The organism is Pseudomonas sp. 43mfcvi1.1, assembly GCF_900115935.1.
Classification (GTDB): domain Bacteria; phylum Pseudomonadota; class Gammaproteobacteria; order Pseudomonadales; family Pseudomonadaceae; genus Aquipseudomonas; species Aquipseudomonas bijieensis.
The window spans coordinates 326,634-347,186 of sequence record NZ_UETT01000002.1; the positions used below are offsets into that span (position 1 = coordinate 326,634).

Here is a 20,553-nt window from a genome sequence, read left to right on the forward strand (position 1 = left end):
GCAGGTGCCTGGTCTACAACGGTTTAGCCAATGGTCATCAGACTGGCGTTACCACCCGCGGCAGCCGTGTTCACGCTCAACGCCCGCTCGATCACCAAACGCTCCAACGCAATGTTGGTCTCGCCCTGGGACAAACCGTGCACCCCGACGATAGCACCGGCCCGCTTGGCCACTTGCTGGCAAACGCCGCGCAGTTGGTCCGAATCGCCGTGATGCAGCACGGCGTCGAACAGCACGTCGTCCTTGGTCCAGTCGGCAACCCGTTGGATGCGTGCCTGAATCTCCTTCGGCAAGCGTGCGAACAAAGCCTTGCTGGTGTCGGTTTCCGGCCACACGGCCGAGCCGCCCACAGCCAGTACCGCCGCCAGTTGCGTCAGCAGATCGCCTTCCACGTCCGCCAGGCACAACACGTGCTCGCGCGGCAGGATGGCGTAGCTGTTGCGTTCGCCGGTCGGGCCGGTCAGCTGGCGGGTAATACCGCTTTGCGACTGGGCGGCGAACTGCACGCACAGGGCGCTCAGCTCGGCGAGTTTCTGGCTGTCGGCCCAGGCTTGCAGGGCGGTCAGCGGTTTGCTCAGGGCTTCACGCAAACGCAGGTCTGGCGCAGTGAGGGCATCGCCACGCACGAAGGATTGCTGGATTGCATCGGTAGGACGGGTCGACAGCAGGCGGTACAAGTACAGCGGACCGCCGGCCTTGGGGCCGGTGCCCGACAGGCCTTCGCCACCGAACGGCTGCACGCCGACCACGGCCCCGACAATGTTGCGGTTCACGTAGACGTTGCCGGCATGGACGTTATCGACCACTTTGGCGATGGTCTCGTCGATACGGGTGTGCACGCCGAGGGTCAGGCCATAACCGGAAGCGTTGATCTGGCTGATCAACTGATCCAGCTCCTTGCGCTTGTAGCGCACTACGTGCAGCACCGGTCCGAAGATCTCCCGTTGCAGCTCGTCGAAGCTTTCCAGTTCGATCAGGGTCGGCATCACAAAGGTGCCGCGCTTGCACTCGTCACTGTCGGCGATTGCCATCTGGTACACGGTGCGACCTTTATCGCGCATGGCCTGGATGTGTTTCTCGATGCCGGCCTTGGCTTCGGCGTCGATCACCGGGCCGATGTCTACCGACAGGCGTTCAGGATTGCCGAGGCGCGATTCGGCCATGGCGCCCTTGAGCATTTCGATGACACGGTCGGCGGAATCTTCCTGCAAGCACAGCACCCGCAGGGCCGAGCAACGCTGGCCGGCGCTGTCGAAGGCCGAAGACACTACGTCGATGACCACTTGTTCGGTCAGCGCCGAGGAGTCGACGATCATGGCGTTCTGGCCACCGGTTTCGGCGATCAGTGGGATCGGACGGCCCTGGTTGTCCAGGCGACCGGCGATGTTGCGTTGCAGCAGGCGCGCGACCTCGGTGGAGCCGGTGAACATCACGCCTTTGACCCGCTCGTCACCCACCAGACGGGCGCCGACGGTTTCGCCACGGCCCGGCAGCAGTTGCAGCACGCCTTCCGGAATGCCGGCTTCGAGCATCAGGCGCACCGCTTGGGCCGCCACCAATGGCGTCTGCTCGGCGGGCTTGGCCAGTACCGGGTTGCCGGCGGCCAGGGCGGCGGCGACCTGGCCGCTGAAAATCGCCAGGGGGAAGTTCCACGGGCTGATGCAAACCACCGGACCCAAAGGACGGTGGGCGTCATTGGTGAAATCGTTGCGTGCCTGCACTGCGTAGTAGCGCAGGAAGTCCACGGCTTCACGTACTTCGGCGATGGCGTTGGCGAAGGTCTTGCCGGCTTCGCGGGCCAGCAGGCCCATCAGCGGCTGGATCTCGCCTTCCATCAGGTCGGCGGCGCGCTCGAGGATCGCGGCGCGTTCGGCTGGCGGCGTGGCCTGCCAGATAGGCGCGGCGTTGAGGGCGCACTGGATGGCATCGTCGACGTCGCTGATCGTGGCTTCCTGCACATGGCCGACCACGTCACGGTGATCGGACGGGTTCAGCACTGCTGCCGGTGCTTCTTCGCTGGCGGCGCAACCGAGCATCGGCACGGCTTTCCAGTCGTTATGGGCGGTCGCCAGCAGGGCGCAAGACAGCGACGCCAGGCGATGCTCGTTGGCCAGGTCGATGCCGCTGGAGTTGGCGCGCTCGCTGCCATACAGGTCGCGTGGCAGTGGGATGCGCGGATGCGGCAGGCCGAAGCCGCCTTCCAGGGTTGCCATCTGCTCGATGCTGGCCACTGGATCGGCCACCAGCTCCTGGATCGAAATGGACTGGTCGGCGATGCGGTTGACGAACGAGGTGTTCGCGCCGTTTTCCAGCAAACGACGTACGAGGTACGCCAGCAGGGTTTCGTGAGTACCTACCGGAGCGTACACGCGGCACGGACGGTTCAGCTTACCTTCGGAGACCTTGCCTACAACCTGTTCGTACAGCGGTTCACCCATGCCGTGGAGGCACTGGAATTCGTACTGGCCCGGGTAATAGTTCTGACCGGCGATGTGATAAATCGCCGACAGGGTATGGGCGTTGTGCGTGGCGAACTGTGGGTAGATGACTTCCGGCACCGACAGCAACTTGCGGGCGCAAGCGATGTAGGACACGTCGGTGTACACCTTGCGGGTATAGACCGGATAGCCTTCCAGGCCTTCGACCTGGGCGCGCTTGATTTCGCTGTCCCAGTACGCGCCTTTCACCAGGCGGATCATCAGGCGATGACGGCTGCGGCGAGCCAGGTCGATAACGTAGTCGATCACATACGGGCAACGCTTCTGGTACGCCTGGATCACGAAGCCGATGCCGTTCCAGCCGGTCAGTTGCGGCTCGAAGCACAGGCGTTCCAGCAGGTCCAGGGACAACTCGAGGCGGTCGGCCTCCTCGGCGTCGATGTTCAGGCCGATGTCGTATTGCTTGGCCAGCAAGGTCAGCGACAGCAGGCGCGGGTACAGCTCGTCCATGACGCGTTCGTACTGGGCGCGGCTGTAGCGCGGGTGCAATGCGGACAGTTTGATGGAAATGCCCGGGCCTTCATAAATCCCACGGCCATGGGACGCTTTGCCGATCGAGTGGATGGCTTGCTCGTACGAGGCCAGGTACTTCTGGGCGTCATGTTCGGTGAGCGCGGCTTCACCCAGCATGTCGTAGGAATAGCGGAAGCCCTTGGATTCGAACTTGCTGGCGTTGGCCAGGGCCTCGGCGATGGTTTCGCCGGTGACGAACTGTTCGCCCATCAGGCGCATGGCCATGTCGACGCCCTTGCGGATCATCGGCTCGCCGCTCTTGCCGATGATACGGCTCAGGGAGGAAGTCAGGCCGGCTTCGTTGTGGGTGGCAACCAGTTTGCCGGTCAGCAGCAGGCCCCAGGTGGCAGCGTTGACGAACAGCGATGGGCTGTTGCCCAAATGCGGTTGCCAGTTACCGGTACTGATCTTGTCGCGGATCAGTGCATCACGGGTGCCTTTGTCCGGGATACGCAGCAGCGCCTCGGCCAGGCACATCAGCGCCACGCCTTCCTGGGATGACAGGGAAAACTCCTGCAGCAGTCCCTGGACAATACCGGCACGGCCGCCGGCACTTTTCTGGTTGCGCAGCTTTTCAGCAATCGAGGCGGCCAGCTTGTTGGTGGCTTCGGCCATTTGCGCCGGCAGGCGGGCCTGCTCGATCAGCATCGGCACCACTTCCGGCTCGGGGCGACGGTAAGCGGCGGTGATGGAGGCACGCAGGACCGATTGCGGCAGGATGCTCTCGGCGAATTCGAGGAAGCATTGGTGAGCGTGGTCGACCTGTACATCGCCGGCATCATCGCTGTCGGCGCGGGGTGAACCGTTCAGCTCGGTCAGGGTTGCACCACCCTCGAGTTTTTCCAGGTAATTGAAAATTGCCTGCTTGATCAGCCAGTGTGGTGTGCGATCAATCGAGGTTGCGGCCGCCTTGAGGCGTTCGCGGGTCGGGTCATCGAGTTTGACCCCAAGGGTGGTGGTAGCCATATTTTTATCCTCATGTTTACCACGTATGGCGTGGCATCAGCTGGCGGCAAGATTAGCTGCGCGATGATTGAGGTGCAACCGGGTGCAACCCTTTTTTTCTTGAAATGACAGGCAGTTCATCTGGAAGCAAATTCTGCCCCGTCAATCCTGCACCGGCTTAGTGCTTTGGCTTCTAGCGGACCGCTATGGACTGCACTAAAAAGGAGCAAAAAGTACAGATTCTGCGATAAAACCGATCAGGTGCAACTTATTCGAGCGAAACAGGTTGCACCTTATTTCATTTGTTGAATAGCATTCGCGGCCAAGGTGCAACCGGCTTGAAAGTCGAGGGGCATCGGCTGATGGCTTTCCTGGGGAAACATCAGTCATAAATTCGCGGGACTGCAAATCGTCGCTACAACGTCCGCGTTGTCGACGCTTTCAACTGCCACCGCTACATAAAAACAAAGCCAGGGCGTAACTCATGAGTGTTAGTAATCCCACCTTGATCACTTTCGTGATCTACATCGCAGCCATGGTCCTGATCGGTCTGATGGCTTACCGCTCCACCAATAACCTTTCCGATTACATCCTGGGCGGTCGTAGCCTGGGCAGCGTGGTCACGGCATTGTCCGCCGGTGCTTCCGACATGAGCGGCTGGTTGTTGATGGGTTTGCCGGGTGCCATCTACATGTCTGGCCTGTCGGAAAGCTGGATCGCCATTGGCCTGATCGTCGGTGCCTACCTCAACTGGCTGTTCGTGGCAGGGCGCCTGCGGGTGCAGACCGAGCACAACGGTGACGCGCTGACGCTGCCAGACTATTTCTCCAGCCGTTTCGAGGACCACAGCGGCCTGCTGCGGATCATCTCCGCGGTGGTCATCCTGGTGTTCTTCACCATCTACTGCGCTTCCGGCATCGTCGCCGGCGCCCGTCTGTTCGAAAGCACTTTCGGTATGTCCTACGAGACCGCGCTGTGGGCCGGTGCCGCCGCGACCATCGCCTACACCTTCGTCGGTGGTTTCCTGGCCGTGAGCTGGACCGACACCGTACAAGCCACCCTGATGATCTTCGCGCTGATCCTCACGCCGATCATCGTGCTGCTGGCCACCGGTGGCGTGGACACCACGTTCCTGGCCATCGAAGCGAAAGATCCTTCGTCCTTCGACATGCTGAAAAACACCACCTTCATCGGCATCATTTCGCTGATGGGCTGGGGCCTGGGCTACTTCGGTCAACCGCACATCCTGGCGCGCTTCATGGCGGCTGATTCGGTCAAGTCCATCGCCAACGCCCGTCGTATCTCCATGACCTGGATGATCCTGTGCCTGGGCGGCACCGTGGCTGTCGGCTTCTTCGGTATCGCTTACTTCTCGGCGCACCCTGAAGTGGCCGGTCCGGTGACCGAAAACCATGAGCGCGTGTTCATCGAGCTGGCGAAACTGCTGTTCAACCCGTGGATCGCCGGTGTCCTGCTGTCGGCCATCCTGGCGGCGGTAATGAGCACCCTGAGCTGCCAGTTGCTGGTGTGCTCCAGTGCCCTGACCGAAGACTTCTACAAGACCTTCCTGCGCAAGAACGCTTCCCAGCTGGAACTGGTCTGGGTCGGCCGTGCCATGGTGTTGCTGGTGGCCTTGGTCGCCATCGCCCTGGCCGCCAACCCGGAAAACCGCGTACTGGGCCTGGTGAGCTACGCCTGGGCCGGTTTCGGTGCCGCGTTCGGCCCGGTTGTGCTGATCTCGGTGATCTGGAAGAACATGACCCGTAACGGCGCGCTGGCCGGCATCCTGGTCGGTGCGATCACCGTGATCGTCTGGAAGCATTTCGAGCTGCTGGGCCTGTACGAAATCATCCCGGGCTTCATCTTCGCCAGCCTGGCCATCTACGTTGTCAGCAAGATGGGCTCGCCTACCGCCGGTATGCTGCAGCGCTTCGAAGCGGCCGAGAAAGATTTCCGTCTGAATCAGTAAGACCTTCAGCGCGGCCTTGACGGCGCGCTTGAAGAACATGAAAACGGCCCGTCTCCAATGGAAACGGGCCGTTTTTTATGCGCGGAATTTATCGACCACGCCTGTTACCTGTGGGAGCGAGCCTGCTCGCGATGAGGTGTCACATTCAGCATCCAGGCAAGCTGGTACGCCGCTATCGCGAGCAGGCTCGCTCCCACGCTGGATCTTCAAAGGACGCGCATCACTTCACCTCGGTGTCAGGCTGGTTGAGAAAGATCAACACGCCCAAAATCGCCATATAGAACCTGAACGCGGCATCCTGGCCGTTCCAGACTTCTGATTGCCACATCAGGAACCACTCGCCGCCGACGACCATGAAACCGAAGAACCAGACGAAGAAACCCACCGTCAGACCGGCAACGGCCCACCCCTTGGCGCGGGCGAACACCGAGGCCTCGGCCCGGCGTGCCTGCCACAGTTTCAGTGTGCCGTAACCCAAAAGCCCTGCTGTCAGCGCTTCGCCGACGATGATCAGCCAATAGGCGCCATGCCACATCCAGGGCTGATCGATGGCCCGGTATCGGGCGGCATTGTCGGGGAAGGTGGTGTCCATGCTCAGCACGTGATGGACGAAATTGAAGTTGGAGCTGTAGTCCGTGATGTTGTTGAACACGGTCAGGAAGGCGAAGGCGGCGAGCGCCAGGATCATTGCGATTTTTGCGTAACGGATCGTCATCGGTGCTTCCTTTGCTTTTTGCGACGAAAGAACGTTAGCACGGCCAGTTGCAGTCCCGAGGCCCGTCACTTTGTAGGAAGTTGCTGATTGTTCGTGCGGCCATTTCAGTTTGCCGTCACGCAAGGAATGTCTGTCGGAAAATACAGCGCATGCCGCATGCCTTTATCTTCTTGGGTGTAAGGCAAATCTGTTTTTAATGAGGGTCGATCAGCTTTGCGTAGGGCTCATGCACAATCGCCCGCCTCCATTTTGCAGAGGCACATCGGATGTTCCCGCCTGCCAACCCACCGCTTTTCACGCTGACGCTCGACAGCGGACCGAATGACCTCAAGGTGCTTGAGTTCAAGGGCACGGAAGCCATCAGTCAGCCCTATCGTTTTGACCTGGAGCTGGTCAGTGAGCGGTCTGACCTGGCACTGGAAGAACTCCTGCATCGCCAGGCATTTCTGGGTTTCGATGGCGGGAAGGGTGGCATACACGGTCAGGTCTACAGCGTGGCCCAGGGGGATTCGGGCAAACGCCTGACCCGTTACCAGATCAGCCTGGTGCCTCGCCTGGCCTACTTGCGCCATCGCATCAACCAGCGGATTTTCCAACACCTGAGCGTGCCCGATATCGTCGCCCGGGTGTTGAAGGAACACGGAATCCTGGCGGATGCCTGCCAGTTCACGCTTGGCGGGCAGTACCCCGAACGCGAATATTGTGTGCAGTATGGCGAAAGCGACCTGGCCTTCATCGAGCGAATTTGCGCCGAAGTCGGTATCCATTATCACTTCAGGCACCGCCCTGACGGCCATCTGCTGGTGTTCGGTGACGACCAGACGGTGTTTCCCCGCCTGCCCGAATCGACGCTGTACCTGCCGGACAGCGGCATGGTCGCCGACGAGTCGGCGATCAAGCGCCTGGCGGTGCGGCTCCAGACCTGCACCACTGCCGTAACGTTGCGCGATTACGACTTCCGCAAGCCCGGCTTGTTATTGGAAACCCATTTGGATAATCGGCAGCGTCCTGCCCTGGAAGACTATCGCTATCCCGGCGGATTCTCTGCCCGTGACGACGGCAAGCATCTGACCCGGCGCGCCCTTGAGCGTCATGGTGCCGACCAGCGCGTGGCAGAGGGCGGCAGCGATGAAAGCGCCTTCGTCAGCGGACATTTCATGTGCATGAAGGAGCATCCTCGTGAGCAGTTCAATGATCTCTGGCTCTTGACGCATGTCGACCATCATGGTCGTCAACCGCAGGTGCTGGAAGAAGTCGCCAGTGCCGGCCCGGATGAATTCCAGGGTTACAAAAATACCTTTCTCGCCACGCCATGGGACGTGTTCTTTCGGCCACCCCTGCATCACGAAAAGCCGCGGGCCCATGGTTATCAGTCGGCGGTGGTGACCGGGCCGGTCGACAGCGAGATCCATTGCGATGAGTTCGGGCGGGTCAAGGTGCAGTTGGTCTGGGATCGCGACGGTAAACACGACGAACATTCCAGCTGCTGGCTGCGTGTGGCCTCCGGTTGGGCCCACGATCACTATGGCGTGGTGATGATCCCCCGGGTTGGCATGGAAGTCCTGGTCGGGTTCATCGATGGCGACGTGGACAAGCCGATGGTGGTGGGTTGTCTGCCCAATGGCGCCAACCCGGTGCCGCTGGACTTGCCGGCGGACAAGACCCGCAGCCTGTTGCGCAGTCGGAGCAGCCCTGGCGGGGGAGGTTACAACGAACTGCGCATCGAGGATCGCAAGGGCGCCGAGGAGATCTACCTGCGGGCCCAGCGAAACTGGACCCAGCATGTGCTGCATGACCAGCGGGTGCAGGTCGATCATGAGCGCAGCATTGTCGTCACCGGTACGGCGCGACACGAGCTCAAGGCCGATGAACAGCGCCTTACCCATGGTCGGCGCCGGGCTGAAGTCCGGCAGGATGATCATCTGCTGGTGAGTGGCGAACGGCATATTCGTGTCACCAGTCAGGTGCTGAGTGCGAGCCAGCAGTTTCATGTCAGCGCCGGCCAACACGTAGTATTGGAAGCGGGTGCCAGTGTGACCCTCCAGGCCGGCGGCCATTGGATCAGCATCGGGGCCGGCGGGATCTCCAGCAGCGTGCCGATCGAGGTCGGTGGGGCGCCGATGGCGGTCATGAGCGCGGCATCCGGCACGCCAGGCAGTGCCGAGAAACGGGTCGCTGCGGCGCCTGCGCTTTCCCTCGCGCAAATCCTCAGTTTCCAGGGCTCGGCGCCGTTCTGCGAGGAGTGTGAACGTTGCAGAAGCGGCGTCTGCGTAGCGCCATCGGTCTTTCGCAAACCTGTCGATATCCAGGAGCGACCATGAGCTGCGGTCAATCTCCCCGCGCCTGGCTTGAGGACCATCCCTTGCAGGCCTGCGAGCAACTTTTCGCCATCTTCAGCAACGCCAGTAGCGCCGGGGTGTTGTCGGCCTGGAAGCGCTCGATGAGCTCGGAGGCGAGTCCGATCTGGGCCGACACGCCATACGCCGAGTGGGAATCGGTCATGCCCTATGTAGGGCTTGTCGGCGTGGACAACGGATTTCTTGATTGGATAGCCGCCACCGACTCGCTCGATTGGGGCTGGCTGGCGGTTTCGTGTGTGAACCAGCAGACCCTTGCCGAACATTTGCGGGGGCTCACGCAGGTGCTGTTGCCGGGTGGCAAGCCGGTCTTCCTGCGTTTTTGGGATGGGCGCTTTGTGCGGTCGATCCTGCAATCGACGGAGGTGGAGGCCGGGCAACTCTTGCCAGTCATCACGCGCTGCCTGATCAACGGGCAATCCCTTGAGATCATGGGAAATGCCCAGCGGGCGGCCCGGGCTTTTCCATGGTGGCAGGTACCCGTCGCGTTGTTGGAGACAATGGCCGAGATCCCGACGGACTGTCTGTTGGATAACTTGCTCACTTGGCTGGGCGAAGAGCATCCGTATTTGTTCGAGCGCGTCGACGACAGCGTCCTGCGCAGCAAGATTGCCTACTTTCTTGAGCGATCGGAGTCGGTTGAAGCATCAAAGGCGCCATTGCTGGCGTATCTGGTGCGAGAGCTGGGCTGATTGTGGCCTGTCCGCCGGGCTGCGAACGCCTGACGTCCGACGCGCTTCGAGGTAAACTCGTCGCCCTTCGCAGGAGCCGCCATGAATTATCGCCACGCCTTCCACGCCGGCAATCACGCCGATGTGTTCAAACACCTGACCTTGACCCGCCTCATCGCCTTGATGTCGCGCAAGGAGCAACCCTTCGCTTACCTCGATACCCATGCGGGCATCGGGTTGTACGACTTGCAGGGTGACCAGGCCAACCGTACCGGTGAGTACCTGGAAGGCATCGCGCGGTTGTGGGGCGAGAGCGATCTGCCGCCATTGACCGCCGATTACATGAAGGTGCTGCGCGAGATGAACCCGGACGGGCAGTTGCGCTACTACCCGGGCTCGCCGGAGCTGGCGCGGCGCCTGACCCGGTCGCAGGACCGTGTGCTGCTCAATGAGAAACACCCTGAAGACGGTGTATTGCTCAAGGACAACATGAAAGGCGACCGTCGCGTGGCGGTACACCTGGGTGAAGGTTGGCATGTGTCGCGAGCACTGCTGCCGGTGGCGGAGAAGCGTGCCCTGATGCTGATCGATCCGCCCTTCGAACAGCTTGACGAAATGCAGCGCTGCGCCGCTTCGCTCAAGGAGGCCATTGGCCGGATGCGCCAGACAGTGGCCGCGATCTGGTACCCGGTGAAGGACCAGCGGATGTTGCGCCGTTTCTACCAGGACCTGGCCGGCACAGGGGCGCCGAAGCTGTTACGCGTGGAGTTGCTGGTGCACCCACTGGCGACGCCCAACAGCCTGAACGGCTCCGGCCTGGCGATTGCCAATCCGCCGTGGGGGCTGGAGGAGGAGCTGCGTGAACTGCTGCCGTGGCTGTCGAAAAAACTGGGGCAGACCCAAGGTGGGTGGCAGATGGATTGGTTGATCGCTGAAAGCTGATGCACCGATGGCGTCTGGAAGGCCGCCATCGCGAGCAGGCTCGCTCCCACATGTGGACGCACTGCCACCAATCCCTGTGGGAGCCGAGCTTGCTCGCGAAGCTTTTTTTCAGGACAGAGGGTTCAGATCGGGCACGTCACGCCGGTCCCGCCAATCCCGCAATAGCCTTCCGGGTTTTTCGCCAGATACTGCTGGTGGTAGGCCTCGGCGAAGTAGAACGTCGGTGCTTCTTCGATTTCGGTCGTGATGGTGCCTTTGCCTGCCTTGGTCAACTCAGCCTGGAATACTTGCTCGCTGTGTTTGGCCGCCGCCAGTTGAGCCGGGTTGGTGGCATAGATCACCGAGCGGTATTGGGTACCGATGTCATTGCCCTGGCGCATGCCCTGGGTCGGGTTGTGCAGTTCCCAGAACATTTTCAGAAGCTGGTCGTAGCTGACTTTTGCCGGCTCATAGACCACCAGTACCACCTCGCTGTGGCCGGTAAGGCCCGAACAGACTTCTTCATACGTCGGGTTTGGCGTGAAGCCGCCGGCGTAACCCACCGCCGTGCTGACCACGCCTTCGCGCTGCCAGAATTTGCGTTCCGCACCCCAGAAGCAGCCCAGGCCAAAGATCGCGAAATCCACGTCCATGGCAAACGGGCCCAGCAGCGGCGCGTCGAGTACGAAGTGTTTTTCCGGCACGGTCATTGGGGTTTCACGGCCAGGCAGGGCTTGTTCTTGAGTAGGGAGCACGTTTTTGTTCACCAGGATTTCCGAGCGCAAGACCATCATCAGTCCTCTCAGTCAGATTGGGTTGAGCGAAATAGACCGTCAGTGTGCCCAATGCCGGTTAGTTAAGAAAGACACAGCGTTGACGAGGGGATGGACGTAGGGGCAGGCAAGGCCGTCAGACGAGCGGCCCGCGGGGGTAGCGCTTGAGCTTTTCGATCAGCTCGGCGCCGGGGATCGGGCGGTCGAACAGGTAGCCCTGGCCGACATCGCAGCGGTGACGCCTTAGGAATGTCAACTGCTGGGCGGTTTCGATGCCTTCGGCCACGACCTTGAGTTTCAGGTTGTGGGCCATGGCGATCACCGCCGAGGTGATTTCCATGTCGTCCTGGTTGTCCGGGATCTCATGGATGAAGCTGCGATCGATCTTGATGATGTCGATCGGGAATTTCTTCAGGTAGCTCAGGGACGAGTAACCGGTGCCGAAGTCGTCCATCGCCAGGGTCAGCCCCAGGCGCTTGAGCTGGTCGAGCTGCAAGTGGGTGTCTTCGGTGGCTTCCAGCAACAGGCCTTCGGTCAGCTCCAGTTCCAGCAGCCGGGCCGGCAGTTGTTCCTCCTTGAGGATACTGGCGATGGAGGCGACCAGGTCGGGGTCGGAGAACTGCTTGGGCGACAGGTTGATCGCCACTTGCAGGTTGCCCAGGCCGGCGGCGGTCAATTGCTTGCTCATGCGGCAGGCCTGGCGGGCGATCCATTTACCGATAGGGATGATCAGCCCGGTTTCTTCGGCCACGCTGATGAACTGGTCCGGGCGGATCATGCCCTTTTCCGGATGGTTCCAGCGCAGCAACGCCTCCATGCCCAGCAGACGGCCGCTGCGCAAGCACAACTTGGGTTGGTAGAACACGTCCAGTTCGTTCTGGGTCAAGGCGCGGCGCAGGTTGTTTTCCACGAACAGCTTGTAGCTGGCCTCGGCATTCAGCGCCTCGGTGAATACCTGGACCTGATGTTTGCCGTTGGCCTTGGCCTTGTGCAGGGCAAGGCCGGCGTTGCGCATCAGGGTCTGTGGATCGCGGCCGTGCAGCGGAGCGCAGGCCAGGCCCACGGAGCCGGTCACGCTGATCAGTTGGTTGTCGACGAACATGGGTTTGTCGAGGGTCATCAGCAATTGGCTGGCGATCTGCTGCCCGGCTTCCAGGTCAGTGTCGTCCAGCAGGACCGCGAATTCGTTACTGGCGAATCGCGCCAGGCTGCCGCTGGGGCTCAGGCTGTTGCGCAGGCGCCGAGCCAGGCTGATCAGCAGCTTGTCACCGGTCTGGTGGCCAAGGCTGTCGTTGATGCGCTTGAAGTTGTCGATGTCCACCAGCAGCAGGCTGATGGGCGAATCACTGTCCCGGGCGAAGCGTTCATCGAGGTTGCGGATGAACGCCGGACGGTTGCCCAGGTTGGTCAGGTTGTCGGTGTAGGCCAGGCGCTCGATGCGCTGCTGGGCCAACTTGGTCTGGGTGATGTCTTCGTAGATGCCGATGTAGTGCGTCAGTTCGCGGTTGTCGCCGTAGACCTTGGAAATCGACAACTGGCCCCAGTAGGGTTCCAGGTTCTTGCGCCGGCTCTTGAATTCGCCCTGCCAACTGTTGCTCTGGGCCAGCGCCGATGGCGCGTCGAACAGCAGTTCGCTGAGGTTCTCCAGGGCCGGCAGTTCCGAGAGGCGTTGGCCGTGGACTTCCTCGGTGGTGTACTGGGTGATCGCGGTGAAGCTTGGGTTGACGTACTCCACCACACCGTCGCAATTGACCAGCAGGAACGCATTGGCGCTCTGTTCCACGGCGCGCTGGAACAAGTGCAGGGCGCTGGTCGCGGTTCGTCGATTGTGGTTGTTGATGACCTGGGCGAACTGGTCGGCCAGTTCACCGGCGAAGGCGATTTCGTCCGATTGCCAGGCTCGGGTGACGCCGACCTGTTCCAGGCACAGTACGCCGACTACCTGGCCGTCGATACGAATGCTGGCGTCGAGAATGGCGTTGACGTCGCGGGCGCGCAGGCTCTCGGCCATTTCCCGGGTGCGCGGGTCGCGCATCGCGTTGTGAGCGTCGATGGCGCGGCAGGTCTGCAACGCCTCCATGTAGTCGGGAAAGTCGTTGGCGTCGATCACCTCCGGCAGGAAATACTCCTGGGAAGCGCGGTTGTAGGCGGAGATCGGTACCAGTTTGCCGTCGTCCAGGTTCCAGATACTGGCGCAGTCGATCTGGTAGATGTCACAGGCGCTGCGGGTGATGAGTTCGGCCGCTTCGAGCAGGGAATTGTTGGCGCTGTAGCGTTGACGGGTCAGCAGCAGAATCAGGTCTTGCTGGGCTCGCACCCGGTCCAGATGCTGGAGCTGTTCTTGCTGGGCGCGCTGGTTCAGTTCCAGGGCGATCTGCAAGCGTGAATTCTGGGTTTCCAGGTCCAGGGCCGGCATGGAGGGTTCGCCTTGCAGCAAATTGTCCACCGCCAGCAGGAAACCGCGCAGCAGATGACGATTGTGTTGCTTATAGGCCTCACCGGTTTCCAGCACGTTCATCGGGCCTTTGGCGGTGTGTAGCGTGTAGCGAATCTGGTAATGCGAGGCCTGGGCCAGTTGCTGCTGGATGGCGTCATGCAACTGATAGCGCGCTTCGGGCTCCATCAGGCTGGCATAGGGCGCACTGACCAGCGAGCACAGCTCTACCGCCGGCAGGCCGAAGTATCGCTCGCAGTTGGGGTCGAGGAACAACAGCGCCCAGCTTGCTTCATTCAGCCGTTCGAAACGCAGCATACCGAGCCGCGAGGGCACCGGTAACTGCGTCACTACCTCGGCCGCCATACGGCTGGCGGCATCGGGTTGGCTTTTCATGGGGAAACTCGCTTCGAAAATGCTGATCGCGCCGGGCTGACGCCCTCGTTATTACGGATTGGCGCAAGGTTGCATCATTGCGGCACTGGCTGACAAGAGAGATGAAGGCCAAGTGCTATAAACCTTTTATCGGCCGACGAGGGGATTTCTCCAGTCGCCGACCGATCAGAGGCCATGGAAGGTACCAGTGCCTGTCATTGCAGTGGTATATCGACGCTCTGCAAGGGGGCGCCGTCCCGGTCGTGGAAAGTGACTTGAAGGCTCTGCGCCGTGACATGCAGGCGGGCGAAGTTGTCTTGGCTCACCACTTTGCTGGTCAGTTCATAGCGATACTGACCGCTTTTGGTGCGGGCCATGGGCCTGTGGAAAATAAAATCCGAGGCTTTTGCAAAAGGCAGCAATTTGCTGTTGTAGAACGGCGAGGAAACCACGGTGTTGACCTCGAAATCAGGATCCTCGCTGTGACGCAATCGGCTGGTCATGGAGCCGTGGACATCGCCCGAGACGAAAACCACGTTTTTGATCCGATGGTGGCGAATGGTTTCCAGCAGGCGCAGGCGTTGTTCGGGGAAGGCCTGCCAGGCATCGCCGTCATTGTGCTTGCTGTCAGGGAAGAACATGACGCTGGTCACGATGAGTTTGACCCGGGCGGGGCTGTCGATGAGCCATTGGAGCAAAGACTGTTCCTGTTCCTCGTCGAGGATGCGTCGGTCGTCCGCCGACAGATTGCGTTGCGTCCGGCTGTTGGTGACGAACCATTGGATATCGCCGTGAGTGAGGATGTACCAGTAGTGCGTTAACGACTTGTTTAATCTTCCGTCGCCCGACAGTTCATGGGCGGGCCCATGGCTGGCCTGATAAAGCCCATAAGCGTCCATGGCATTTGCGTATAGAACGTCGTCGTTGACGGTTTTCCTGGCGGGCCAGTTGTCTTCGATTTCATGGTCGTCGAGGATCATGTAGGTAGGGATGCCCGACATTAACTTCCTGATGTGCGGCTGGGTAAACACCGCACGGTACCTGAAGAGAATGTTCTTATAGATTCGGTCCGGGCCGATGACGTTAAGGTCATCGAGATAAACCTGGTCACCGATCATTAACACTGCGCTGATCGGCGGGTTGGCCTGTGCCACGATGCGATTGATACCGGCAAAGGTGCGGTCCCCAAGCCCGGGTAACAATGGGGTGCGGGCGGCGATTCGCAAGTAGCGACAAGAACCCACGATGTAAGCGCGCGGTGCGTTGGTTCTGCTGGCCGGCGTTCGGAAGCAGTAAGTGTTGCGGGGCCATTGCAGCGGCAGTTCCTGGACGGTTTCCACAGTATGGGTGGGGCTCAGGGGGCTGAACCAGCCGGCCTGGTATTCGTAGGCGGTGTCGGGTTGCAGGCCTTTCAACACGATGACATCGGACATGTCGCGGTAGGCCTTCAGTTGGACGAAATGCCCTTTCGACCAGTGGGGATCACCTTGGCGCCTGTGGCGAACTCCGGCGAATACCAGGTTGTTGTCGAGATCGCCTCGCAGAAATATCCGAGCGTGATCCGTTGTCGTGTGGCCGACGATGGGGCCGACGGTAGGTTTGAACATGTTCGAATCCATTCGAAGTTGTAATCGGTGGGGGTAAGCATCAAGTTGCCTTGGCGGTTTGATGCTAAAGCGCCGCGCGTCATAAATATCGAGAGGGGAGGGGGCACAGGTTGTGGGTAATGACTAATAGGGGGCGTAGTCATTTAAAACTTGCGGGGTAGGAAAAGTGCTGGGATGTCTGGCATACCGCTATCGCGAGCAGGCTCGCTCCCACAGAAGCGCCCGGCCTGCTGACTGGCTTGAATGGCAGGCAAAAAAAAGCCCCGCCAAACGGGCGGGGTTGAGGTACGAGCGTGGCGCTCGGAAAACAGCGGTCCGGATGGCCCTCCGCAAAGGGAGGGCCGCCCGGTGTTACAGCAGGATGGTACGGATGTCGCCCAGCAGGTCGCTCAGACGCTTGGTGAAGCGTGCGGCGGCGGCGCCGTTGATCACACGGTGATCGTAGGACAGCGACAGTGGCAGCATCAGCTTCGGCTGGAAGGCTTTACCATCCCAGACAGGCTGGATGGTGGCCTTGGAAACACCCAGGATCGCCACTTCCGGCGCGTTGACGATCGGCGTGAAGCCGGTGCCGCCAATGTGGCCGAGGCTGGAGATGGTGAAGCAGGCGCCCTGCATGTCGTCGGCGGTGAGCTTTTTGTTCCGGGCTTTTTCGGCCAGGGCAGCGGCTTCGCCAGCCAGTTGCAGCAGGCTCTTCTGGTCGACGTTGCGGATGACCGGTACCAGCAGGCCTTCCGGGGTGTCGACGGCAAAGCCGATGTGTACGTATTTCTTGCGGATCACTGCCTTGCCGCTTGGCGCCAGGGAGCTGTTGAAATCCGGCAGTTCCTTGAGCAGGTGCGCACAGGCCTTGAGCAACAGCGGCAGCACGGTCAGCTTCACACCGGCCTTTTCCGCCACGGCTTTCTGGGCGACGCGGAAGGCTTCCAGCTCGGTGATGTCGGCCTGGTCGAACTGAGTCACGTGGGGAATGTTCAGCCAGCTGCGATGCAGGCTCGACGCGCCGATCTGCATCAGGCGAGTCATGGCCACTTCTTCGGTTTCGCCGAAGCGGCTGAAGTCCACCGCCGGGATCGGCGGAATGCCCGCGCCGCCAGTGGCGCCTTCGGCCGGTGCGTTCTTGGCCTTCTGCATCATGGCCTTGACGTAGGCCTGCACATCTTCCTTCAGCACGCGACCGTGTGGACCACTCGGGCCAACGGCAGACAGCTCGACGCCGAATTCACGGGCCAACTGACGCACCGCAGGACCGGCATGCACTTTGGCACCGCTTGGCGCAGGCGCGGCGGCAACAGGCGCAGGAGCCGCTTCGGCCTTGGCCGCAGGCGCGGCGGCTGGCGCTGGAGCTGCTTCAGCCTTGGCGGCAGGCGCAGCGGCTGGGGCTGGCGCGGCAGGTGCCGAGGCGCCCGCTACTTTCAGCTTCAGGATCAGGTCGCCAGTGCCGACTTCGTCGTCCAGCTTGACCTCGACGCTTTCCACCACACCGGCGGCCGGCGATGGGATTTCCATGCTGGCTTTGTCGGATTCCAGGGTGATCAGCGACTGGTCGGCTTCGACGGTGTCGCCAGCCTTGACCAGCACCTCGATGATCTTGGCCTTGCCCGACGAACCGATGTCCGGGACATGAATGTCCTGGACCGTGGCAGCGGCAGGCGCAGCAGCGGGTGCGGGAGCCGCCTCGGCAGCCGGTGCGGCGGCAGGCTTTTCAGCCGCGGCCGGGGCAGCAGCGGGTGCGGCCGCTTCAGGCGCCGCGGCGGCGCCCTCGACTTCCAGCTCCAGCAACTCGTCGCCTTCTTTCAGGCGGTCGCCCAGCTTCACTTTCAGGCTCTTGATCACACCGGCCTTCGGCGCAGGCACTTCCATGCTGGCCTTGTCCGATTCAAGTGTCAGGATGCTCTGGTCGGCTTCGATGCGGTCGCCGACCTTCACAAACAGTTCAATTACTTCACCTTCACCGCTGCCGATGTCAGGTACGCGAATGAGTTCGCTCACGAAAATTCTCCTCAGCAGTCCAGTGGGTTGCGTTTTTCCGGATCGATGCCGAACTTGACGATGGCTTCGGCCACCACTTTCGGTTCGATATCGCCACGGTCAGCCAGGGCTTCCAGGGCTGCCAACACAACGAACTTACGGTCGACTTCGAAGAAGTGACGCAGCTTCTTGCGGCTGTCGCTACGGCCGAAACCGTCGGTGCCCAGCACTTTGAATTCCTTGGAAGGAACCCACTGGCGGATCTGCTCGGCGAACAGCTTCATGTAGTCGGTAGAGGCGATGACAGGACCTTTACGGCCGTTCAGGCATTCTTCGACGTAGCTCAGCTTAGGCTTCTGGCCAGGGTGCAGGCGGTTACTGCGCTCTACGGCCAGGCCGTCGCGACGCAGTTCGTTGAAGCTGGTGACGCTCCACACGTCGGCACCGACGTTGAACTCTTCACGCAGGATCTTCGCTGCTTCACGCACTTCGCGCAGGATGGTACCGGAGCCCATCAGCTGGACGTGGTGCGCCGCTTCGCGGGTGTCTTCCTCGAGCAGGTACATGCCCTTGACGATGCCTGCCTCGACACCGGCCGGCATGGCTGGCTGCTGGTAGGACTCGTTCATCACGGTGATGTAGTAGAAGACGTCCTGTTGCTCTTCGGTCATCTTCTTCATGCCGTCCTGGATGATCACCGCCAGCTCATAGCCATAGGTCGGATCATAGGTGCGGCAGTTCGGGATGGTCCCGGCCAGCATGTGGCTGTGGCCATCTTCGTGTTGCAGGCCTTCGCCGTTCAGCGTGGTCCGGCCAGCGGTACCGCCGATCAGGAAGCCACGGGTACGGCTGTCGCCGGCCGCCCAGGCCAGGTCGCCGATACGCTGGAAGCCGAACATCGAGTAGAAGATGTAGAACGGCAGCATCGGCTGGTTGTGGCTGGAGTACGAAGTACCGGCGGCAATGAAGGAACTCATGGCGCCCGCTTCGTTGATGCCTTCTTCGAGGATCTGGCCCTTCTTGTCTTCGCGGTAGAACATCACCTGGTCTTTATCGACTGGCTCGTAGAGCTGGCCGACGGAGGAGTAGATGCCCAACTGACGGAACATGCCTTCCATACCGAAGGTACGGGCTTCGTCCGGGATGATCGGGACGATGCGCTGGCCGATTTCCTTGTCCTTGACCAATTGCGCGAGGATCCGCACGAAGGCCATGGTGGTGGAGATTTCACGGTCGCCCGAGCCGTCCAGGATCGCCTTGAGGGTCTCCAGTGGCGGGGTCGGGACGCTGAAGCTCTTGGCGCGGCGCTGTGGTACGAAACCGCCCAGCGCGGCACGGCGCTCGGCCAGGTAACGGGCTTCGGCGCTGCCTTCTTCCGGCTTGAAGAACGGCAGGTTTTCCAGCTCGCTGTCCTTGACCGGAATGTCGAAGCGGTCGCGGAACAGCTTCAGGCTGTCGACATCGACCTTCTTGGTGTTGTGCGCGGTGTTCTTCGCTTCGCCGGCACCGGTGCCATAACCCTTGATGGTCTTGGCCAGGATGACGGTCGGCTGCTCTTTGTGGTTGACCGCTTCGTGGTACGCCGCATAGACCTTGTACGGGTCGTGGCCGCCACGGTTGAGTTTCCAGATCTCGTCGTCGGACAAGTCGGCAACCATTGCCTTGAGTTCAGGCGTGTTGAAGAAGTGCTCACGGACGAACGCGCCGTCCTTGGCCTTGTAGTTCTGGTACTCGCCGTCGATGACTTCGTCCATGCGACGTTGCAGGATGCCGTCGACGTCCTTGGCCAGCAGTGGGTCCCAGAAACGGCCCCAGATGACTTTGTTGACGTTCCACTGGGCGCCACGGAACACGCCTTCGAGTTCCTGGATGATCTTGCCATTGCCGCGAACCGGGCCGTCGAGGCGCTGCAGGTTGCAGTTGATGACGAAGATCAGGTTGTCCAGCTTCTCGCGGCCGGCCAGGGAGATCGCGCCCAGGGATTCCGGCTCGTCGCACTCGCCGTCACCCATGAAGCACCAGACTTTCTGCTTGCCTGGCTGGATGAAACCACGGGCTTCCAGGTACTTCATGAAGCGCGCCTGGTAGATCGCCTGGATCGGGCCCAGGCCCATGGATACGGTCGGGAACTGCCAGAAGTCTGGCATCAGCCAAGGGTGCGGGTACGAGGACAGGCCGTTGCCGTCCACTTCCTGGCGGAAGTTGTTCATCTGGTCTTCGGAGATGCGGCCTTCCATGAACGCACGGGCGTAGACGCCTGGCGATGCGTGGCCCTGGAAGTAGATCAGGTCGCCGCCGTGTTCGTCGGTCGGGGCCTGGAAGAAGTAGTTGAAACCGATGTCATACAGCGTCGCGCTGGAGGCGAAGCTGGAGATGTGACCGCCCAGGTCAGAATCTTTCAGGTTGGTACGCATGACCATGGCCAACGCGTTCCAACGTACCAGCGAGCGAATGCGGCGTTCCATGAACAGGTCGCCAGGCATGCGTGCTTCGTGGGTAACGGGGATCGTGTTGCGGTACGGCGTGGTGATGGCGTAGGGCAGTTGCGAACCGCTGCGGGTCGCGAGTTCGCCCATACGGGTCATCAGATAATGAGCACGGTCTTCGCCTTCTTTGTCGAGAACCGATTCCAGGGCGTCCAGCCATTCCTGGGTTTCGACGGGATCGAGGTCTTGCATGGCTTGCTCCAGGGCGGAAAGGCTACCAGAATCGGTTGCCTGAGTTTGCGACTGGCCTTGTGGGCAGACGATATAAATTCTTGGATTGCCGAAGGTTGTTTCGGCGGCGTGTAGTTTTACTACAAA

11 protein-coding genes are annotated in these 20,553 nt (G+C 61.1%); 4 read left to right on the forward strand and 7 right to left on the reverse strand.

Annotation, left to right across the window (positions count from 1 at the left end; translation table 11 throughout):
• Positions 1–23: 23 nt before the first annotated feature.
• Entirely contained in the window at positions 24–3,977 is a 3,954-nt protein-coding gene (gene putA, locus DTP52_RS04885) for a trifunctional transcriptional regulator/proline dehydrogenase/L-glutamate gamma-semialdehyde dehydrogenase (protein ID WP_109752098.1), read from the reverse strand.
• A 463-nt stretch (positions 3,978–4,440) separates the two neighbouring features.
• Here putA and putP point away from each other — a divergent pair, with 463 nt between their 5' ends.
• Positions 4,441–5,925 (forward strand): sodium/proline symporter PutP, encoded by a 1,485-nt coding sequence (gene putP, locus DTP52_RS04890; RefSeq protein ID WP_109752099.1) that lies wholly within the window; start codon positions 4,441–4,443, stop codon positions 5,923–5,925.
• 220 nt (positions 5,926–6,145) lie between these two features.
• Here putP and DTP52_RS04895 read toward each other — a convergent pair whose 3' ends face one another.
• Entirely contained in the window at positions 6,146–6,640 is a 495-nt protein-coding gene (locus DTP52_RS04895; protein WP_109752100.1) for a DUF2165 family protein, read from the reverse strand.
• Positions 6,641–6,906: 266 nt separating this feature from the next.
• On the opposite strand from DTP52_RS04895, the gene tssI reads away from it, so the two are divergent.
• The 3 genes from tssI to DTP52_RS04910 all read left to right on the forward strand — a co-directional run bounded on the left by tssI (position 6,907) and on the right by DTP52_RS04910 (position 10,610).
• Positions 6,907–8,961 carry a type VI secretion system tip protein TssI/VgrG gene (gene tssI, locus DTP52_RS04900; RefSeq protein WP_109752101.1) on the forward strand — a complete coding sequence of 685 codons (2,055 nt, stop codon included), beginning with the start codon at positions 6,907–6,909 and terminating at the stop codon, positions 8,959–8,961.
• Positions 8,958–9,689 (forward strand): DUF4123 domain-containing protein, encoded by a 732-nt coding sequence (locus DTP52_RS04905; protein WP_162893888.1) that lies wholly within the window; start codon positions 8,958–8,960, stop codon positions 9,687–9,689. Before tssI ends, DTP52_RS04905 begins: the two co-directional genes overlap by 4 nt.
• Positions 9,690–9,770: 81 nt before the next feature.
• Complete coding sequence (locus DTP52_RS04910; protein ID WP_109752102.1) at positions 9,771–10,610, forward strand: 23S rRNA (adenine(2030)-N(6))-methyltransferase RlmJ; 840 nt, start codon at positions 9,771–9,773, stop codon at positions 10,608–10,610.
• A 122-nt stretch (positions 10,611–10,732) separates the two neighbouring features.
• Here DTP52_RS04910 and msrA read toward each other — a convergent pair whose 3' ends face one another.
• The 5 genes from msrA to aceE all read right to left on the reverse strand — a co-directional run bounded on the left by msrA (position 10,733) and on the right by aceE (position 20,427).
• Entirely contained in the window at positions 10,733–11,380 is a 648-nt protein-coding gene (gene msrA / locus DTP52_RS04915; RefSeq protein ID WP_109752361.1) for a peptide-methionine (S)-S-oxide reductase MsrA, read from the reverse strand.
• A gap of 118 nt (positions 11,381–11,498) precedes the next feature.
• Entirely contained in the window at positions 11,499–14,192 is a 2,694-nt protein-coding gene (locus DTP52_RS04920; protein WP_109752103.1) for a bifunctional diguanylate cyclase/phosphodiesterase, read from the reverse strand.
• Positions 14,193–14,386: 194 nt separating this feature from the next.
• Entirely contained in the window at positions 14,387–15,778 is a 1,392-nt protein-coding gene (locus DTP52_RS04925; protein ID WP_109752104.1) for an alkaline phosphatase D family protein, read from the reverse strand.
• A 351-nt stretch (positions 15,779–16,129) separates the two neighbouring features.
• Positions 16,130–17,770 carry a dihydrolipoyllysine-residue acetyltransferase gene (gene aceF, locus DTP52_RS04930; RefSeq protein ID WP_109752105.1) on the reverse strand — a complete coding sequence of 547 codons (1,641 nt, stop codon included), beginning with the start codon at positions 17,768–17,770 and terminating at the stop codon, positions 16,130–16,132.
• Between the two features lie 11 nt (positions 17,771–17,781).
• Positions 17,782–20,427 carry a pyruvate dehydrogenase (acetyl-transferring), homodimeric type gene (aceE, locus tag DTP52_RS04935; RefSeq protein ID WP_063323231.1) on the reverse strand — a complete coding sequence of 882 codons (2,646 nt, stop codon included), beginning with the start codon at positions 20,425–20,427 and terminating at the stop codon, positions 17,782–17,784.
• Positions 20,428–20,553 lie beyond the last annotated feature (126 nt).